12 protein-coding genes are annotated in these 18,045 nt (G+C 63.4%); 5 read left to right on the top strand and 7 right to left on the bottom strand.

Annotated features, from left to right (window positions below):
* Window positions 1–95: 95 nt before the first annotated feature.
* The 5 genes from D5261_RS12200 (at window position 96) to D5261_RS12180 (ending at window position 10,844) form a co-directional block, all read left to right on the top strand.
* Window positions 96–1,139 (top strand): LLM class flavin-dependent oxidoreductase, encoded by a 1,044-nt coding sequence (locus D5261_RS12200; RefSeq protein WP_119321298.1) that lies wholly within the window; start codon window positions 96–98, stop codon window positions 1,137–1,139.
* A gap of 537 nt (window positions 1,140–1,676) precedes the next feature.
* Window positions 1,677–5,018: an LVIVD repeat-containing protein gene (locus D5261_RS12195; RefSeq protein ID WP_119321297.1), complete on the top strand. Its 3,342-nt coding sequence runs from the start codon at window positions 1,677–1,679 to the stop codon at window positions 5,016–5,018.
* A gap of 5 nt (window positions 5,019–5,023) precedes the next feature.
* The gene (locus D5261_RS12190) at window positions 5,024–7,027 is read left to right on the top strand and encodes an SWIM zinc finger family protein (protein ID WP_119321296.1); all 2,004 of its coding nucleotides are present in this window, start codon (window positions 5,024–5,026) and stop codon (window positions 7,025–7,027) included.
* The gene (locus tag D5261_RS12185) at window positions 7,024–8,439 is read left to right on the top strand and encodes a reverse transcriptase family protein (protein WP_119321295.1); all 1,416 of its coding nucleotides are present in this window, start codon (window positions 7,024–7,026) and stop codon (window positions 8,437–8,439) included. The genes D5261_RS12190 and D5261_RS12185 overlap by 4 nt, the downstream gene beginning before the upstream one ends.
* Window positions 8,440–8,546: 107 nt before the next feature.
* The gene (locus D5261_RS12180; RefSeq protein ID WP_119321294.1) at window positions 8,547–10,844 is read left to right on the top strand and encodes a sensor domain-containing diguanylate cyclase/phosphohydrolase; all 2,298 of its coding nucleotides are present in this window, start codon (window positions 8,547–8,549) and stop codon (window positions 10,842–10,844) included.
* Between the two features lie 169 nt (window positions 10,845–11,013).
* Here the strand turns inward: D5261_RS12180 and D5261_RS12175 are convergent, their stop codons facing one another.
* The 7 genes from D5261_RS12175 to D5261_RS12150 form a co-directional block, all read right to left on the bottom strand.
* The gene (locus D5261_RS12175) at window positions 11,014–11,346 is read right to left on the bottom strand and encodes a 4Fe-4S binding protein (RefSeq protein ID WP_119321293.1); all 333 of its coding nucleotides are present in this window, start codon (window positions 11,344–11,346) and stop codon (window positions 11,014–11,016) included.
* Window positions 11,343–12,992 (bottom strand): FAD-dependent oxidoreductase, encoded by a 1,650-nt coding sequence (locus D5261_RS12170; RefSeq protein WP_119321292.1) that lies wholly within the window; start codon window positions 12,990–12,992, stop codon window positions 11,343–11,345. Before D5261_RS12170 ends, D5261_RS12175 begins: the two co-directional genes overlap by 4 nt.
* A gap of 231 nt (window positions 12,993–13,223) precedes the next feature.
* Window positions 13,224–13,952, bottom strand: coding sequence for a hypothetical protein (locus D5261_RS12165; protein WP_119321291.1), 729 nt, complete (start codon window positions 13,950–13,952; stop codon window positions 13,224–13,226).
* A gap of 100 nt (window positions 13,953–14,052) precedes the next feature.
* Entirely contained in the window at window positions 14,053–14,280 is a 228-nt protein-coding gene (locus D5261_RS33420) for a Fic family protein (RefSeq protein WP_354673127.1), read from the bottom strand.
* 97 nt (window positions 14,281–14,377) lie between these two features.
* The gene (locus D5261_RS12160; protein WP_218025576.1) at window positions 14,378–14,920 is read right to left on the bottom strand and encodes an inorganic diphosphatase; all 543 of its coding nucleotides are present in this window, start codon (window positions 14,918–14,920) and stop codon (window positions 14,378–14,380) included.
* A 65-nt stretch (window positions 14,921–14,985) separates the two neighbouring features.
* Window positions 14,986–16,215, bottom strand: coding sequence for an L-rhamnose isomerase (gene rhaI / locus D5261_RS12155; RefSeq protein ID WP_119321289.1), 1,230 nt, complete (start codon window positions 16,213–16,215; stop codon window positions 14,986–14,988).
* A gap of 185 nt (window positions 16,216–16,400) precedes the next feature.
* The gene (locus D5261_RS12150) at window positions 16,401–17,876 is read right to left on the bottom strand and encodes a rhamnulokinase (RefSeq protein ID WP_165864170.1); all 1,476 of its coding nucleotides are present in this window, start codon (window positions 17,874–17,876) and stop codon (window positions 16,401–16,403) included.
* Window positions 17,877–18,045: the final 169 nt, after the last annotated feature.

The following is an 18,045-nucleotide window of genomic DNA, read 5'->3' as shown; positions in this document are numbered from 1 at the left end:
AGAGGGTGGCCCGAAGGGCCGGGTGAGGGCGCGCCACCCTTCCCGGGAACGCCTCCCGACCCCATAGCGTTGGAAGATGTGTGGAGAACGAACCCATGACCGCACAAAATTCCGACAACTCTCTTCGGCTTTCCGTACTTGACCTTTCCCCCGTCGCTTCTGGCTCCTCCGGGCGCGATGCGCTGAACAATACTCTGGACCTCGCCCGGCTCGCCGATGATCTGGGCTACCATCGCTACTGGCTCGCCGAGCATCACAATACGGCGCTGATCGCGAGCGGCGCGCCGGAGGTGATGATCGGGCATGTCGCCAGCGTCACCAAGCGCATGCGCGTGGGTTCGGGCGGCGTGATGCTGCCCAATCATGCGCCGCTCAAAGTCGCCGAGACGTTCAAGACGCTGGAGGCGCTGCATCCGGGGCGCATCGATCTGGGGCTGGGACGCGCCCCCGGCACGGATTCGCTGACGGCGCTGGCCCTGCGCGGCTCCCGTGAGGCGCTGAACGCCGATGACTTCCCTGAACAACTGAGCGACCTGCTCTCGTTTTTCAGCGGCGAGTTTCCGCGCAACCATCCCTTCCAACGGATCGTCGCGATTCCAAACGGCGTCGAAGCGCCGGAGGTCTGGCTGCTGGGCTCCAGCGACTTCAGCGCCCGCCTGGCCGGACAGCTGGGCCTGGGCTTCGCCTTCGCGCACCATATCAACCCCGAGCCGGCGATGGACTCCCTGAGACTCTATCGCGAATACTTCCGTCCGTCGGACTACTTCGCCGAGCCCCATTCGTTTGTCGGAGTCTCCGTGATCTGCGCGCCGGACGATGATGAAGCAAGCACCCTCGCCGCCCCCATCGATCTCGCGCTGCTGCGACTCGTCCAGGGCCGCTACTCCCCGCTCGCCACCGTGGAGGAAGCCCTCGCCGTCGATTACAGCGCGCAGGAGCGCGAGGCCATCCGCCACAACCGCCAGCGCCTCTTTACAGGATCCCCCGAAACACTGCGCGCGCGTCTGAGCGCCTTCGCCAAAGAAGCGGGAGTCTCCGAATTAATGATCACCACCATGACGCACAGCCACGCGCACCGGCGGCGCTCTTACGAGTTGCTGGCGGAGGCGTTTCAGATTCATCAGAGCGCGATTAAGTAGACAGTTGAATAGAACGCGGAAGAGTGAGTTTGAACGCTAGCCAACTGCTTTAATAGCCGGCGAATGAATTCGCCGGCCTTACTACGAAATGCGCCAAGGTTTTATGTCACAAAATCGGCAAACGCACATCCGCATCGGTTGCGATCTTTACACTCTTACAATATTTTACGAACTTTTGTTCGCAACCCCTTGACAGACGCACGCCAAGCAGATATACTGTCGTCATTGTCGTTTCGGGAGCGGTGTGGTTAGCAATTCGTCTGCGGCGTTTCGCCGCGGCTGCCGTGAAGATGGCTTCACTTCACCGGTCACCGTTTCTACTCAGCCCGGCGACGGGGTAGTGCACCCCTCTGCCGGCGCTGAGTCGGACGTGGCCCACCAACAGAGGGGTGCACTACCCCGTCGCCGGGCCTACAGTGAACGGCGCCGGTCCTCCGTGTCAAGTAGCCGTCGCTCCCGAAATGGCAACACCTCTGATATTCAAGTCCGAATCTTTGGCCCGATCTTTGATCTGAGCAGCGCTGCGGAGGTTTGACCATGTCCACGCCCGCCGGGGAGCCGACTTCCCCCAACTCTTCCTCCAGCGATGTCTCACGGGATATCCTCATCGATTTCATCCGAAGATCCCAGCTGGGTTACGGAGAATGGGCGCGCTTCAAGGCGCTCTACAAGCAGCAGGAAGCCGACTCCGGCGCTGATATGGAGCTGCTCGCCGCGCTGATCGCGCGGCTCGATGGCGTTCCGCTGCAAGCCGCGCCCTCGGCCCCGGTCGTCATGGAGCTCGAAGGGGCCAACAATCTTCAGCAGATCGTCATCCATGGAGATACTCTCATCGCCGCCCGGCGCACCATGCGGCAGGCGGCGCGCGTCGGCGTCTTCGCCCTGAGCGACGCCGACCCGTTGCGACCGGCGAATCTGGCGAAGTTTGAAACGACCGGGCAGACGCAGTTTTATTTCTTCGCCGGAGATTTGTTGTGCGCCCAAGACTTCGGACAGCAACGCCCGGGCGTTTCCCTGTATGACATCTCGGACCCAACTGAGCCGCGTCTGCGCGGCGTCATCTCCCTCTTGCCCAACGGCCTGGTCGCCGGCGATCGTTTTCGGCTAGGGTATTTTGTCCCCAACGCCGGCGGCAAGGACGCGACGCTTCAGATTTATGATCTTCAGAATCCGGATCAGCCAGTCCCCGGCGGCAAGATCGATATCCCTGGCGGAAGCACTCTGACGATGGGAGACGGCGTAACCTGCGTCGTCGTCGGCAAGCTCGGCTTCACTTGGAGCTCCCTGCCGAAGGACGGCGGCTTGCGCTTTGTCGACGCCTTCAATCCCGCGAAGCCCTCCATTGTCGGATCGATCACCCTGGGCCCGGTCGTCAAAGCGGTGACAGCGGGACTGCTGGTTTACGCTACGATCGCCCCGGAGGGGCAGCGGGGAGACGCAGGGCTGCAAATCGTGGATGCGGCGGATCCGCGCCGCCCGCGTAAGCTCGGCTTTCTTAACCTGGGGTTCGCGCCGGACCATATCGCCGTGGACGGGAATCGCGTCCTGGCGTATTCGCAGGGACGTGGCTTGTATCTGATCGACGCCACCGATCTGCTCGCGCCGCGCGTGATCGGGCGCTCCCCGCTGCCCGGCGTTTATCCCCAATCATTCATAATGCGCGGCGACAAAATCTACGTCGTGAGTTATCAGGGCGTCTCCATTCTGGACATTTCGCGCCCGGACCATCCGACGCCCATCGGCCGGCCTCCGACCCCCGAAACGTTCGCTTACATGAAACGGCGCGCGCGGCGTCTGCTGCGCGGGCTCGCCAAACGCGACCCGGACCGTTATGTGCGGCTGGCGCACGACGTTCTCTCGTCCACAGGGTCAGCGGAGCTTGACCTGCGGCGCCAGTGGGCCACGATCGATATCCTGTTCGGCCAGTCGGACCGGTACCGCCAGACACGCCATGGGCGCGGCGCCTATGTGCTCGGGAAAACGCGTCTCCGGCTGCGCACGCGCGAGGAGCGCGCGCCGGAAGCCTGGAATCGGCGCCCGGATCTCGCGGCGTCGCTGCTGCAAAATCCCGCGCTGCCCTGGCAAACGCATGAAGCCGCGTGGAAGATCCTGCGCGATACAAACACACCGCCCCCGCCTCTCTCCACACCGATGCTGACAAGCCTTCTGACGAGCCCGTCGCCGCTGCTGGCGCGGTTCGCGCTGCGGGAGGTCGCCGCGCGAATCGCCGCCCGGTCGGCCATGGATCCATCGATCGCCGCCGACGCCTATCTGCGGGCGGGCGTTCGCCTGCGGCGGACGATTGAAGACGGCCTGAGGGTCAATCCCGGCGACGGCGCCTGGCGCGTGGCGTTCGCGCGGCGCATGCTCGCCCAGATCGTCGCGCAGCTCACACAGGACGTCATGGCGCGCCGCTCCGTCGGCGGAGCGATGCTGCTGGCGACCCTCTTCGCCGATACCGCCGGTCAGCTCCGGCTGCTGGATGCGGCGGGCGCATTCCTCGCCGCCCGCCGAAGCCCCCTGACGGAGATGGTGGTCGCCGCCGCGCGCGCGGCGGACGCCAGCGATGCGCCCTCCTGGGCGCTCACTCTGTCGGGCGCCGATGCGGCTCAGCAGGAAGCTGTCACACAGGCCCTGGAAGCGGCGATTGCGGGCAAAAGCGTCAGCGCGCCTGCGGCGCGCTGCCTGGTGATGCATGAAAACGAAGCCGTCCGGATGGCCGGATGGCGCTTGCTGGCGGCGAGCGCGACCGGCCTTGGCGTCTTGCAGCCCATCTGGACGAGTCTCCTCGCCAGCACGGAGCCGAACGCAGTTCTCAGAACCGCCATGAGCTCCGCCGCCGCGCTGTCCTTGCTGGAGCGGGCGGGCTTTGGGCCAGACGCCGTCGCCGAGCGCCTGGCGGAGCGGCCGTTCCTGGTCGACCTGCTGACGTCGTCCACCTTCGCGCGCATGACGCAGACGATGCCCGCCACGGTGACGCTCACGCTGATCGCCGCCGCATCGGACGCGCAATGGGAAACGCTGCGCGGCGGCTGGCTGCGCAATCTCCAGGAAGGCATTGGCCTGGAGGAGCTCTGGCGTGCGGCCGAGGGGGCTATCGCGAGCGCCGCCGACGATCGCCTGGAGCGCCGCCTGCTGCTCGACGCCGATGTGGCGCACACATTGATCTCTTCCGATGACTCCTCGTTCTTAAATATCCGAGAGCCGGCGTTCGGCTTCTTATTGGAGCGCTGGGCGCGCGGTCATGAGGCGCTCTTCGCGCGTGATTCGGCGCTCTTGCTGCAAGCCGCCACGCATGTTCTTCCCGAAGTTCGGCAGTGGGGCCTCGCGCGCGTTTCCGCCCTCGGCATGGAGACGCCATTCGCGCTGCGCTTGCTGGAATCCGAAGTCCCGCAAAGCGTTGTCGTCGGAAAGACATACTTCGACTCAGTTATCCCAGGCGACCGGCAGGAGCGCAATTACGCCCTGGCGCTCTGCGACAGCCCCAAATCCTCCGTGCGGGAAATCGGGCGCGAGTTCGTGCTCGAACATCAGAAGTCGCTGCCGATGACGGAAATCTTGCGCGCGCTGTTCGAGCACGACGCCACGGACATGCAGGCGTTCGTCGCCGCGCTGCTCACCGGCGCGGACGACGCCTCCCCGGAAGCCGTCTTGTTCGATCAGACGGTGCTGCGCGCCCGTCATCGCGGACGCCGCGCCAAGGAACAGGTCAAAACGCGGCAGAGCGCGGCGCCGACCGTGGATGCGCCGACGCTGCTGGCGCTGGCGCGCGGCCGGGCCGCGCGCGATTCCGAGTGGGCGTTTGCGGAGCTTGCCAAGCGCGCTCTTGCCGGCGAAACGATTGACGGATTTACGCTGGACGGACCAGCGGGAGGATAGGCGCCATGGAAGTCACCCAAAGCTACGCGCGCCCCAGCAGCGCGTCCATGAGTCCAGAAGGGCTGCGGCTGGACGTTTCGGCGGAGCTGTCCCGTCCCAAAGTGGCGCTCAACGCCATGGTGCGCGACAGCCTCGCCTACGCGCGCCTGATGCTCGCGCTCTACGCGGTCGTCTCCGGCGATCATCGAGTCAAGCCCAAGGATCACGCGGCGTATCAAGAATGGGTGCAGCAGCGTTATTTAGAAGAAATGTCGGTCGAGATGGCAGGACGGATGCGCGCGCTTCCGGGCCTAACGGAAAAGCGTGAAACCCTGAAGACGCGCCTTACCGACCTGCGCAAGCTGTCTTACCCGCTGGAAAAGCAACTGAACTCGGCGGACTTTATGGCGTCGCGCGCCAAGTATTACAAATGGCTCTGGGACAACGACAAAGACGCCTGGATGATCCTCGACCCCGTGGTCAGCGTCCACCCCGACTGCGTTGTCTTTGAAGTTTTTTCCATCGATGAGTCGAGCTATGGCCGCGTGACCGTGCCGATGGACAAATTGGACGTGTTCGGCGCCACGGTCTTCGGCACGACGAATGTCGATTACAGCCGCGCGCTGGCCGATGAGATCCGCCGCGTGCGCGACTACCGCCCCGCCTTTATCCAGATCGCCGGCGAGGGCGTGACGGTGGCGACGGGCGCGGGCGAGCATATGGAGAAGAAGATCGATCTGCCGCCGACCTGGGTGCGCGGATTTCTTCAGGTGCAGTCGGCGGCGGCCTTCTCGGGCGTCGACGTCACGCTCAGCGCCGCCACCGTCGCCGAAGTGCTCGCCGCCCTGCGCAGCCGCCGCGAGGACAAAGGCCCGCGCTCCCTGCGCTTCGTGCTCGCGCCTGGCGAGAAACCGAAGATTGTTATTGAACCCTGGAATATTGAAGTATTGGAATCCGAGCAGGTCTTCTCCGGAGATTACTCGGGCGATATCCGCATCTGGGGCCGTCGCCGCCTCTTCGTGCTGGAATCATTGATGCCGCATGCGGAGAAAGTCCAGGCGCGGTTGCTGGGAACGGGCATGCCGTCCTACTGGACCGTTTTCCTGAAAGATCACCGCTTCGACCTGGGACTGTCGGGGTGGACGCAAAACGACTGGTCGCGCGCGGCGCGCTTCGATCTGCTTGCCTCCACCGGCTCCGTCTCCGACGGCGACATCGCGCAGGCGGCCCAGACATTGGAAACACGGCTCAAGCTGACGCCCGAGGAGCTGGCGGCGAGCACGGATATGTCGCGCGAGGCCGCGACGACCGCGCTGCAAAAGCTCACCCGCGAAGGGCGCGCGATGTACGACCTGGCGGGCGGCGTCTACCGCTGGCGGCAGCTCCTCCCCTTCCCCGCGCCCGAGGAGGACGAAAGCGATCAGCGCCTCAACCTCGCTCGCCGATTGGTGGCGACCGGCGGCGTCAAATGGCTGAAGGCCGGCGAGGAGGACGAAGAAGAAACGTTCGGCGTCCCCGAACAAGGCGAACAAACGACGCGTTATCGCGCCCAGGTGCGCGGCGGCGAGGAGAAGCGCGAGCGCAAGTTCCATGTGGTGCTGGATCTGGACGCCGATGGGCGCGCCCGCTTCGTCCAGTGCAACTGCTCGTGGCACCGGCGGGAGAAGCTGCGCAAGGGACCGTGCGCGCACATTCTTGCGGCGACGGTGCTGGCGTCCCAGCAAAGCGTCGGCGCCGGCGCGGCCGCCACGGAGAGCGGCGGAAGCGGAGGCGGGGCCGCGCTGCGCCCGGACCGGTTCAAAGGACAGAACTTCGTCTTCACGGGAGCATTGACGCTGTTCACGCGCGAGCAGGCCGAGGCGCTCGTGGCGCAGGGCGGCGGCAAGGCGTCGGGCAGCGTCAGCCGCACGACGACGTATCTGGTCGCCGGAGACAAGGCCGGATCGAAATTGACAAAGGCGCGCGATCTCGGCGTACCCGTCCTGACGGAGCAGCAGTTTCAAGCCATGTTGGAGGATCGCGCGCAATGAATTCGGAACAGCGAAAACAGCTAGCGGCGATCGGCAAGTCCGCGTTCGTCCGGGAAGAGATGGTCCGGCTCGGCTTCTGGCCGCCCAGCCCCGAGGTCGCGGAGCTGGCGGCGGGCGCGGAGAAAGAGCTGCGTGTCTACTACGATGAGATGATCGCGCTGCGCACGGAGCTAAACGGCGTCGAAGCAAAGATCGCCGAGGCGGGCAATATCCCGGCGCTGCTCGCCGAAGTTCGGCGCAAACGGATCGAACGTGTCCGCGCCGAACGCATCGCCCGTCGCGAGCGCCGCGCCCAGGAGAAGATCGAATCGCACGCCAAAGATACCGAATGGCGCAAGCGCGCCCTTCCCTATCTCGGACACGGCGTCTCCGACGCGCTGGTCTATAAAGGCGGCGATCCGGAGAAGACGGCGACGCTGGGACTGCCGGCGCTTACAACGGCATCCGATGTCGCCGCCGCGATCGGGATTTCGGAATCCGATCTCGCCTGGCTGACCTATCACCGGGGCGCGGCCACGATCGATCACTACTCCCGTTTCACGATCCCCAAGAAGCGCGGCGGCGTACGCGTGATCTCCTCGCCCAAGCGCCGTCTGCGCACGGCGCAGTCCTGGGTGCTGGAATCCGTGCTTTCCCCGGTCCCTGTACACGACGCCGCGATGGCGTTCCGCCCTGCCCGCTCGGTGGCGGACAACGCCCGGCGCCATCAGGGCCAGGCGGTCGTCATCCGAATCGACCTGAAGGACTTCTTCCCGTCCATCACCCTGCCGCGCGTGCGGACGCTGTTCCGATCGCTCGGTTATAACGGCGGCGTCGCCACCCTGCTCGCTTTGCTAACCACGGAAGCGCCGCGCGTGGCGGCGACGCTGGACGGGGCGCGCCGGTTCGTCGCGGTCGGCGGCCGCAGTCTGCCGCAGGGCGCGTGCACCTCGCCCGCCGTCACTAACTTGCTGTGCCGCAAGCTCGACGCCCGCTTGACCGGGGCCGCCGAGGCGATGGGCTTCGTCTACACCCGCTACGCCGACGACTTGGTCTTCTCGCACGCCAAGCCCGACGCGCCTGTCGGCATGCTGCTCGATCTCACACGCCGCATCATTGCCGATGAGGGCTTGACGGTGAATGAAGAAAAGACGTCGGTCCAGCGCGGCCAGCATCGCCAAACGGTGACGGGTCTCGTGGTCAACGGCGGCGCGCCGCGTCTGTCCCGCGAAAATCTGCGTCGGTTCCGGGCGATGCTGCACCAGTGCGAACGCGACGGTCTCCCCGCCGTCAGCGAGCGCCTCGGCCAGAACGCTCAGGCGTACGCCGCCGGATACGTCGCCTTTATCCACATGGTCGATCCGGAAAAGGCCCGGCAAATCGTGGCCGCGCACCCCTGGATCGCCCGATGGAAGCGAGCGGGCGGCGCGTAATTTGAAAACTCGGCTGTTTCCAGAGCGGCGAATTCTTCCTGCAATTGGGTATACATAAATTCGTTCCATTCGGCGATCCCAGACGCAAAACGGAGAATAAAGCAGACGTGTCTCAACCAGCAGCCGACAGATTATTTCACGCGCACGTCGACGATTCGTTTTTCGCGGCCGCCGCGCTGAACTCAGACGACGCCATTATCCCCATGACTCTGGACGCCGTTATTTTGGGCTGGAACTCCGGAGCGCACACCATCTATGGCTACACCGCCGCGGAGATGGTCAACCAGCCATTTGAGATCCTCGTCCCTGAAGACAAATATCGCGAGTTCGTGGACTTTCGCGCACAGGTCCAGCAGGGGGAGGTCAGCGTCATCACCGAGACGGAGCGTATCCGCAAAGACGGAAGCCGGGTGAGCGTTTCGGTCCGCATCAGCCCCGTTCGCAATACGGAAGGCGACCTGATCGGTCTCTGCGCGATCGCGCGAGATATCAGCGACCGCAAGCGCGCCGAGGCCGCGCTGCGTCAGAGCGAGGAGCTTTTGCGCCTCCTGGTGGACGGCGCCCGCGATTACGCCATGATGATGACGGATCCCGAGGGCCGCGTCACGTACTGGAGCGACGGCGCGGCGCGTATCTTAGGATACACTTCAGAAGAAGCGCTCGGTCAGTCGGCCGAGCTTATTCTGACGGAAGAAGAGCGAGCGGCAGGGCTATTGCGCCGGGAGCTGGATCGGACACTGGCCGACGGACGACTGGAAAGCCGATGCTGGCTGCGCCGCAAGGACGGCGAGCTTATCTTCACGGAGGGCGTGATCCATGCCCTGCGCGACGACGGCGGGGAGCTGCGTGGATTCGGCAAGGTGCTCCAGGACGCCACGGCGCGGCGCGGCGCCGAAGAAGCCCTCAAGGGCGCCGCCCACGCCCTGCGCGAAAGCAACCAGCGGCTGCAATTGGCGCTGGAAAGCGGTCAGCTCGGCTCCTGGCATCTGGATATCGACGCCGGCGAGTATCTCGATCTCTCCAACAGCAACCTCATGCACCTGGGAGTATCGCCCCAGTCGTCATTCACCAACGCCGATTTTCTCAAGCTTCTGCATCCGGACGACGCGGAGATAGTCCGGGCGGCTTATCGGAACGCCCTGGACAACCGGGCCGATTATTCCGCCGAGTACCGCATCATTCGCCCGGACGGCGAGATCCGCTGGATCGGAGCGCAAGCGCGCCTGATCCGCGGCGAGGACGGCAAACCGGTCCGTATGATCGGCGTGACGGAAGATATTACGCAGCGCAAGGAAGCGGAGGCGCGCCAGGGAGAAGCTCTGCGCGAGGCGGAGGAGCGGGCGGACCGCGATCCCGTGACCGGTCTGCTGAACCACCGGGCGTTCCACAAGCGCCTCGCGGAGGAAAGCTCCCGCGCCCAGCGCGACGGCTCCGTGCTCGCCGTCGTCATGCTGGACATGGACCATTTCAAGTTCTTCAATGACGCTTACGGCCACGCCATCGGCGACAACGTGCTGCGCACGGTCGCCGAGCGCTTGATTCACATCTGCCGCCCCTACGACACGCTCGCACGTTTCGGCGGCGATGAGTTCGCGCTGCTGCTGCCGTCGGTGGGACACTCGACGCGCGGCGAGATCGAAGCGCGCCTGCGCGCGGACCTCAGCGGTCTGCTCTACCGTCCCGACGGCCAGGAGACCGGGATCCCGATCGGCCTTTCCGTCGGCGTCTCCCTGATCCCGAACCATAGCGTGGATCGCCACGAAGCCGTTCGGATCGCCGACGAGCGCCTGCGCCGCGCCAAGACCGGCGCCGCCGTCGAAACCGAGGCCGATCATATCCGTCACGAAATGGTGAACGTGGCCGGTTTCTCCATGCTGGACGCCCTGGTGACGGCCGTGGACAACAAAGACCGCTACACACGCCGCCACTCCGAGGACGTCATGGCGCACAGCCTGGCGATCGCGAGAGAATTGGAACTGGAGGAAGCGGACCAGCGCACGGTCGCCGTGGCCGCCCTGCTGCACGATGTCGGCAAGATCGGCGTCCCCGACGCCATTCTGCGCAAGCCGGGGCAGCTCACCGAAGCCGAGTTTGAAGCGATCAAGCAGCATCCGGAGATGGGCGCCGCCATCGTCTCCGCCGTCCCCCAGTTCCACGACGTCCTCGACGCCGTGCGCCACCACCACGAACGCTGGGACGGGCGCGGTTACCCCGCCGGCCTGCGCGCCGAAGAAACGCCCATCATCGCCCGCCTCATGGCCGTCGCCGACGCCTACAGCGCCATGACCACCGACCGTCCTTACCGTCAAGGCATGGACAAAGAGCGAGCGCGAGCGATTTTGGCCGAAGGCGCGGGATCGCAATGGTGCCAAGAATGCGTCGCGGCGTTCTTACGGACGCAATGAGGAGAGGCCCTCATCCCCCAGCCCCTTCTCCCAATTCTGGGAGAAGGGGAGTCAGAGTTTAAGTCATAAGATCTTTTGGATCAAAGATCCAAATCTTAATCTCTTACTCTGAACCCTCTCCCAGAATTGGGAGAGGGTGGCCCGAAGGGCCGGGTGAGGGCCCTCCCTCCTACCCCGGAAACCGGGGCCTCACCAGATAGCTCGTATCGAACTTTGAGCCGCGCTCGCGGCCTTTGCCCCACCCGATCTCCTTGCGATAGCTTCCCAGCAGCCCGGATGCGATCAGCGCTTCTTCGTTTACAGGCACGGAGACTTCGGCCTCAGGCGCGACGTACATCGCGTCGACCGGGCAATGAATTTCGCACTGGTAGCATGTCTGGCAGTCTTCCTGACGCGCGATCGCGGGAACGCCGCCCGGAACTTCGTCGAAGACGTTCGTCGGGCAGACTTTTACGCATAAGTTGCATTCGATGCAGCGGGATGCGCTGACTAATTCGATCATGCCGCCACCAGCTCTTTCTCGTTTTCGGGCGCCAACGCCGCCGACGTCAAACGCTCCAGGCGGACCGATACACGGTCCAGGCCGTAACTGATCAGTCGATGCTGCTGACGGGGATCGAGATCGGGATAGTCGAGGCGCACGTGCATTCCTCGGCTTTCGGTGCGCTCCAGCGCCGAAGCGTACATCCAGCGGGCGTGCGCGACCATCGCCGCCGCCTCCCGCGCCCGTATGAGTCCGCGCAGAGTGGACGGCTCGTGCGCGAGGACCTGCGGCCAGAGCGCATGGAGACGCTCCAGGGACGCCGTGAGCTTCGGCCCGGTCCGGAATAGATTGCGATCATAGGGAAAGACCTCCTGCTGCACCTGAGAGACGATCTCGCTCGAATCCAGGCCCGCCTCATATCCCTGCGGGCGAAGCGCCGCGCGCCCAACGCCGCGAACGGTGCGCGTGTGGACGCGTCCTCCGAGCGACTTCGCGTACGCGGCCGCGCCCGCGCCGGACCAATAGCCCGACGACATGGACCACGCCGCGTTCAGCGCGCCGCCGCCGCTGACGCCGCCGGCGATGATCTCGCGGCTCGCCGCGTCGCCCGCCGCATAAAGACCAGGAACGGTCGTTTCGCAGTTAGGACCGGCGATCTGAAGCCCGCCCGTCCCGCGCACCGTCCCTTCCAAACGCAGTTTCAATGGGAACCGTTGTGTGAAGGGGTCGATCCCCGATCGGTCGAACGGCACGAAGAAATTCGGCTGCGCGGTCCGCATGATCTTCCGGAACTCCGGATCGGCTTTGTCCAGGATCGCATAGACCGGTCCCTCCAGCAGGGCCGCCCCCAAGGGATTGCCGCCGGGACCGCGCCCGCGTCCGGCGATCACGGTTCCGTCCTCGCGCGAATACGTCGCCCACCCCAGCATCAAGCCCTTCGTGACCGACGCGAACGGCAGCGACGGCGCATAGTGATTGGAAAACTCCATCCCGCTGAAGGCGCTTCCCGCCTCCGCCGCCATCAACGCTCCGTCGCCCGTCAGCACATTGCACCCCAGCGACTTGCTGAGAAACGCGCAGCCGCCGGTCGCAATCACCACCGCGCCGGCCCGCACCGTCCAAAAACGGTTCTCCTGCCGCTGCACGCCCCGCGCTCCCGCGACCACCCCATCGGCGTCCAGCAGCAGCTCCAGCGCCGGGCTCTGGTCCAGCACCGTCACCTTCGCGTCCTTCACAACGCGGCGCATCGTGCGCAGATACTCCGGCCCTTGCAGACTTTCCCGACGGATATTCCCTTCGGCGTCGGTCGGGAATGGATACCCGAACTGCTCGATCCGCCGCACGTTCTGATACGTCTGCTCCAGCACCCGGTCCATCCATCCCAGATCCGAGAGCAGCCCATCCACCTTGCGTCGGTTCTCCTTCGCCCGCTCCCGCGAATCCGCGTCCGGCTCCGAATGCCAGAGAGTCATGCCGCCCGACGCCGCCGCGCCCGAGCTGCCCAAATACCCTTTGTCCGCCAGCACCACCCGCGCGCCCCGCGACGCCGCGCTCCAAGCCGCCCACGCCCCCGCCGGCCCGCCGCCGATCACCAGGACATCCGCGATAAGCTCCAGCGGCTCACCCAAATCTGAAGAGTTCGCCAGCGCGATTCCATCCCCCATCCCAACACGACCTTTCTCCGAGAAATCCGAAACGAAAAAAGGCCCAAAGCAATACTGCTTTGGGCCTCCCGTGGACGAGTCGGCAAACTACGACACTTTTGATATAAACTTAATAGGGATTGTGACGAATTACGCAGTCGATTGTCAAGCTGAGATCATAAATATCAGGTTTCGTACGCCAAGCGGATGAAGCATGGCGTACGAAGCCTGATGATGGATGAGGCGCGGCAATTAGCTTGCCGAGACATTTGTCGAGACTAATTGCAATGTCACCGTGAGCTGTCCCAGACTAATCGGGGCCGACTCAGTTGTCTTCACGAAATTTCCGATTTCAGGAGCCCACCACTCTGTATGCGTCGTGCTACCCGACGACGCCGTCTCGGCGAGGACGGCCTTATAGGCGTTATAATTACCGCCGGACGTGTTCACTGTCTCTATGTTGTTGACAGACAGAAGTGTATTCTCAAACGTTCCATCGTTGAACGTGATTTGGCTGCGCTGCGACAGCGGCGAAGTCCATGTCCCTGGATAGATGACTTGCGGCGTGCTCACAATCTTCAGAGCCGCCGTGTCGCTTGCTTTATCGGCGATCTCCGTTATGCTGTGGTTTGTGGGGTCTTGGGTGAAATAAACGGTTTCCGTGGTTGTCGCGGTTTGGTTATTGGCGGTCACCGTAATCGTCTCGACCATCGTATTAAATGTCAGCGTATTCAAGGTGGCGCTTCCCACTTCGAAGTGCGCACTTCCGGTGATCGGATATTTCTGCCCGGACGTTGCATCCAATTCGCCGGAGAGATTGTAATCCCACTGGTCCCCTGTTCTTAAAAGATGCATAGTGGCGGACGATCCCCCTTGAGCAACGGCTGTCGCGCCTCCGCCCCCACCGCCGCCACACCCCGCCAAAACGCTGATCGCTCCGACAATAGAGATCACGCCAATCGCTTGCCCGAACTGATACATGAGTTACCGCCTGTTGTGATAGTAAGATTAACTAAGAGCAATCAACGCGCGAAAAAACTTAACGCTTATTCTCTTATGTATTATGCACAACACGGGCAATTTATCGTATCAACGACAGTAATTTCCAGAGCATTCTTTCAATTTTCGATGAAATTCTTATCGAATGAAGCATTACTAGGAGAAGTCGCCCAATTCGATCGTTGCCGCCCAGGAAGGGGTTAATAGCCTTAAAGTGATAGTGAATTATTGCCAGACGAACCAACGCCGGCAAATCCGTGGGCGCGGGCTGGTATTTTTCGAAATCCCTGAGCGCATCCTGCGCCTGCATCACGGAATATGAAGATTGAAAATCGCGGGGCGACATTTGATAACGTTTAACGGAAGGAAAGTATCATAACGAAAACCGTTATGATACTTCCCTTCCGTTACGGGTGCTTTGGCGCATCCGGGCATTCGTGCTTAGGAGTCAGGCGAAACTTCTCAATCACGCCGTGCGCGGTGTCGACGTCCTGCCAGCCGAGGACAATGGTTTGCTTTTCTTCGAGCTCTTTGTAGATATCGAAGAAGTGGACGATCTCTTTGAGGATATGCGAGGGCAAGTCGGAAAGTTTGGCGATGTCGGAGAAGCGCGGGTCGGCGGCGGCGACGGCGAGGATCTTTTCGTCGGGGCCTTTTTCGTCGCGCATCATTAGGACGCCGAGCGGGCGGGCGGCGATCAGGCAGCCGGGGAAGGTCGGCTGGGTGGTGATGACCAGGATATCGAGCGGGTCGCCGTCCTGGGCCAGCGTGTCGCAGATCCAGCCGTAGTCGAAGGGATAGAACAAAGGCGAATAAAGGGTGCGGTCGAGCTTGAAGACATCAAGATCGTGATCGTACTCGTACTTGTTCGACGAGCCCTGGGGAATCTCGACGATCATATTGACGACCTGGGGCGATTCCTCGCCGATGGGAATTGTGTGGTATGACAAAGCGGCCTTTCCCCCGAGTGAATGATGACGCCGGGGCGTCTACGGCGACGCCCGGCGCGAATGAACTAAGCGCCGAGGCCGCTGCCGCCCCCAACGCCGCGCTCTTTGGCTTTTTCTTCGATATACCCGCTTTCCAGGAAACCACGCAACGGATCGGCGGGATTCGGCAGGTTCAGGTCGGATCGGACCTTCCACAGCAGCGGGCGAACATCGGACGCGAACGAGTCCTTGATAATCTCCTCGGCGCCGACAAGATCGTCCGATTCCTGGGCCACGCGCAGCGCGGCGCGATCGATCAGGAGCGCCTTGGCGTAAGAAGTCTGAAGCGCGACGAGGCTCTGGATCATCTCGGCGGTCTTGTTCTTGAGCGTATGGCTTTCATCGATCATGTAGGCGATATTATTGGCGATCCCCGCCTGCTCGCCGGCGACCAGCTCGTTGAAGATCAAGTAAAGCTCGTAAGGGTTGATGGACCCGGTGGTCAGATCGTCGTCGGCGTACTTGCGGTTGTTAAAATGGAAGCCCCCAAGACGCCCCTCATCCAGCAGGAACGCGACAATATGCTCGATATTCGCGCCGGGCAGGTGATGCCCAAGGTCCACCAGGACTTTGGCGTTCGGGCCTAGCTTCTGGCAGAAGGCGTAGGACATGCCCCAGTCGGCGATGTCCGTATGATAGAACGACGGCTCGAAGGGCTTATACTCCACCAGGAGAGTCTGGTCGCCCGCCAGCGCCCCGTAAAGCTCGGCGAGGCATTCGGAGAAGTACTGCTTGCGCCGGCGGAAGTCGCCCTGGCCGGGGAAGTTGGTGCCGTCGGCAAACCACAGGGAGATATTCTTGGAGCCGACGACGTTCATCACATCGACACACTCCTTCATATGCGCCACGGCGCGGGCGCGCACATCGGCGCGCTCGGAGCCAAAGCTGCCGAAACGATAATCGTAGTCCTGGAAGACATTCGGATTGATCGCGCCGACAGAGACTCCCAGCGAGTGAGCGTACTGGGCGAGCTTACCCCAATCCGCCGTATCCCACGGAATATGCACGGCGACGCCGGCGGCGATGCCGGTGTACTGGTTCGCCTGCGCGGCGTCTTCAAACTTCTCAAAGACATCGCGCGGCGCGCCGGGCTGACGAAACACGCCAAACCGCGTCCCACTGTCCGCATACCCCCACGACGGGGTCTCCACTTGCTGCGCCTTCAGCGCCGTCTCCACCGCGCCTAAATCCACGCCGCGATCGGTGAGGCGCGCCGCCAGCAATTCATACTCCGCCGCCCAGTTGGTCGTTGCCATTAATATTTCTCCAAAGGTTATTTCTCATGCAAATGCGCGAGGAAAGCCCTCACCCGGCCCTTCGGGCCACCCTCTCCCAATTCTGGGAGAAGGTTAAGAGTTGGATCAAAGATCCAAAAAAACTCAAAACTCTGACTCCCCCTCTCCCAGAATTGGGAGAGGGGGCCGGGGGGTGAGGGCCTCTTCTACTTCGCCCACAACTTCACAATCTCCCGCTCCCGCTGCGCCCAGTGCGCTTGCCGCGCGGGGTTGGGGGTGAATGTCGCGACGTCCGCCGAGCGGCGGGATACTTCGCGGGCCTGCGCCCAGTCGGCCACGGCTCCGGAGGCGACGAGCTGGCCGAGGGCGTTGCCGACAGCGGTCGCTTCGGACGGCCCGGCTTGAACAGTCACCCCGCAGGCGTCAGCGGTCCATTGATTGAGCAAAAGGTTTTGGGAGCCGCCGCCGATGACGTGCAGCACGTCGAACTCCTGGCCGAGCAGGCGGCCGAGGTCGCGCAGGGCCAGGCGGTAGGCCATGGCGAGGCTTTCGAGGCAGCAGCGGATCAGCGCGCCAGCGTCGCCGGGCAGCGTCTGGCCGGTTTCTTCGCAGGCGGCTCGGATCTCTTCCGCCATGTCGGCGGGCGCCAGGAAGCGGGGCGCCACGGCGTCGATCAGCGGGCCGTCCGGGCGCGCGGCTTCGGCCAGGGTGACAAGCTCGGGATAGGTAAACTGACGCCCGGTCGTCTTCGCCAGAGAACGGCGGCACTCCTGCACCAGCCAGAGGCCCATGATATTCTTGAGGAAACGCGTCGTCCCTGCGACGCCGCCTTCGTTGCTGAAGCCCATCTCCATCGCCTCGCGGCTGAGCACCGGCGCGGGAAGCTCGGCGCCGAGCAGCGACCAGGTGCCGGACGAGAGAAACGCCCAGCGGGATCCCGGCTGTACGGGGGCGGCGGCGACGGCGCTGGCGGTGTCGTGGGTCCCCGGCGCATAAACAGGGACGCCGCCGGGCGTCACGCCGACGCGCGTTCCGGGCGAGACGACATCGCCGAGAAAGTGCGAAGGGAGGCCGAGTCGATTTAAGAGATCGACGTTCCAGCCGCCGACGCCGGGACGCTGCATCTGCGTCGTGCTGGCGTTGGTGGCTTCGACGGACAGCGAGCGCTTTCCGGTCAGGACATGGTGCATCAGGTCCGGGATCATCAGCATTCGATGCGCGCGATCTAAGATCTCGGGACTGTCTTTCTGGCGCGCGGCGATTTGATACAGCGTATTGAAGGAAAGGGGCTGGATACCGGTGGCGTCCCACAGTTCCTCGCGGGGAATGCGCGTCAGAATCTCTTCATGCGCGGCGGCGTGCGAGAGATCGCGATAGGCGACCGGCGGCGCAAGCAGGCTCCCATCGGCGTCCAGAAAGCCATGGTCCACACCCCAGCTGTCCACGCCGACGCCGCGCACCTCGCCGCCCTCGACGGCGCGGGCCAGCAAACCCTCGATCTCGCTGGCGATGCGCGCGAAATCCCAGCGGCGCACATCATCCGCGCCCAGGTCTTCCCGGCCCCGGCCCGTCGTAAAGCGGCCAAGCTCGGTCAATATCACACGTTCGCCGTCAAACTCGGCGACAACGCCGCGCCCGCTCTCGGCCCCGAGGTCCACCGACAAAAATCGTTGAGACGCCACTCCGCCCCTCCTTCGCACTACTGAATGCAATGTCCTATTATGTCATAGATTTCGCCCGTTTATCCATAATTTCCTTTTGATTTTCAAAGAATTTGTTGACACTTTATATAAAATCAGATATAATCAGACACAAACCCAACCAACCTTGTGGGAATTTTGGAGGATTTTT

Source organism: Capsulimonas corticalis (genome assembly GCF_003574315.2).
Taxonomy (GTDB): domain Bacteria; phylum Armatimonadota; class Armatimonadia; order Armatimonadales; family Capsulimonadaceae; genus Capsulimonas; species Capsulimonas corticalis.
The sequence above is the reverse complement of the archived record's forward strand: the minus strand, read 5'-3'. Positions and strand labels throughout refer to the sequence as shown.

Coding starts and splice junctions, on each gene's coding strand:
- D5261_RS12190 (WP_119321296.1), top strand. CDS start 5,024: ATGGAAGTCACCCAAAGCTACGCGCGCCCCAGCAGCGCGTCCATGAGT.
- D5261_RS12170 (WP_119321292.1), bottom strand. CDS start 12,992: ATGGGGGATGGAATCGCGCTGGCGAACTCTTCAGATTTGGGTGAGCCG.
- D5261_RS12185 (WP_119321295.1), top strand. CDS start 7,024: ATGAATTCGGAACAGCGAAAACAGCTAGCGGCGATCGGCAAGTCCGCG.
- D5261_RS33420 (WP_354673127.1), bottom strand. CDS start 14,280: ATGCAGGCGCAGGATGCGCTCAGGGATTTCGAAAAATACCAGCCCGCG.
- D5261_RS12175 (WP_119321293.1), bottom strand. CDS start 11,346: ATGATCGAATTAGTCAGCGCATCCCGCTGCATCGAATGCAACTTATGC.
- D5261_RS12200 (WP_119321298.1), top strand. CDS start 96: ATGACCGCACAAAATTCCGACAACTCTCTTCGGCTTTCCGTACTTGAC.
- D5261_RS12165 (WP_119321291.1), bottom strand. CDS start 13,952: ATGTATCAGTTCGGGCAAGCGATTGGCGTGATCTCTATTGTCGGAGCG.
- rhaI (WP_119321289.1), bottom strand. CDS start 16,215: ATGGCAACGACCAACTGGGCGGCGGAGTATGAATTGCTGGCGGCGCGC.
- D5261_RS12195 (WP_119321297.1), top strand. CDS start 1,677: ATGTCCACGCCCGCCGGGGAGCCGACTTCCCCCAACTCTTCCTCCAGC.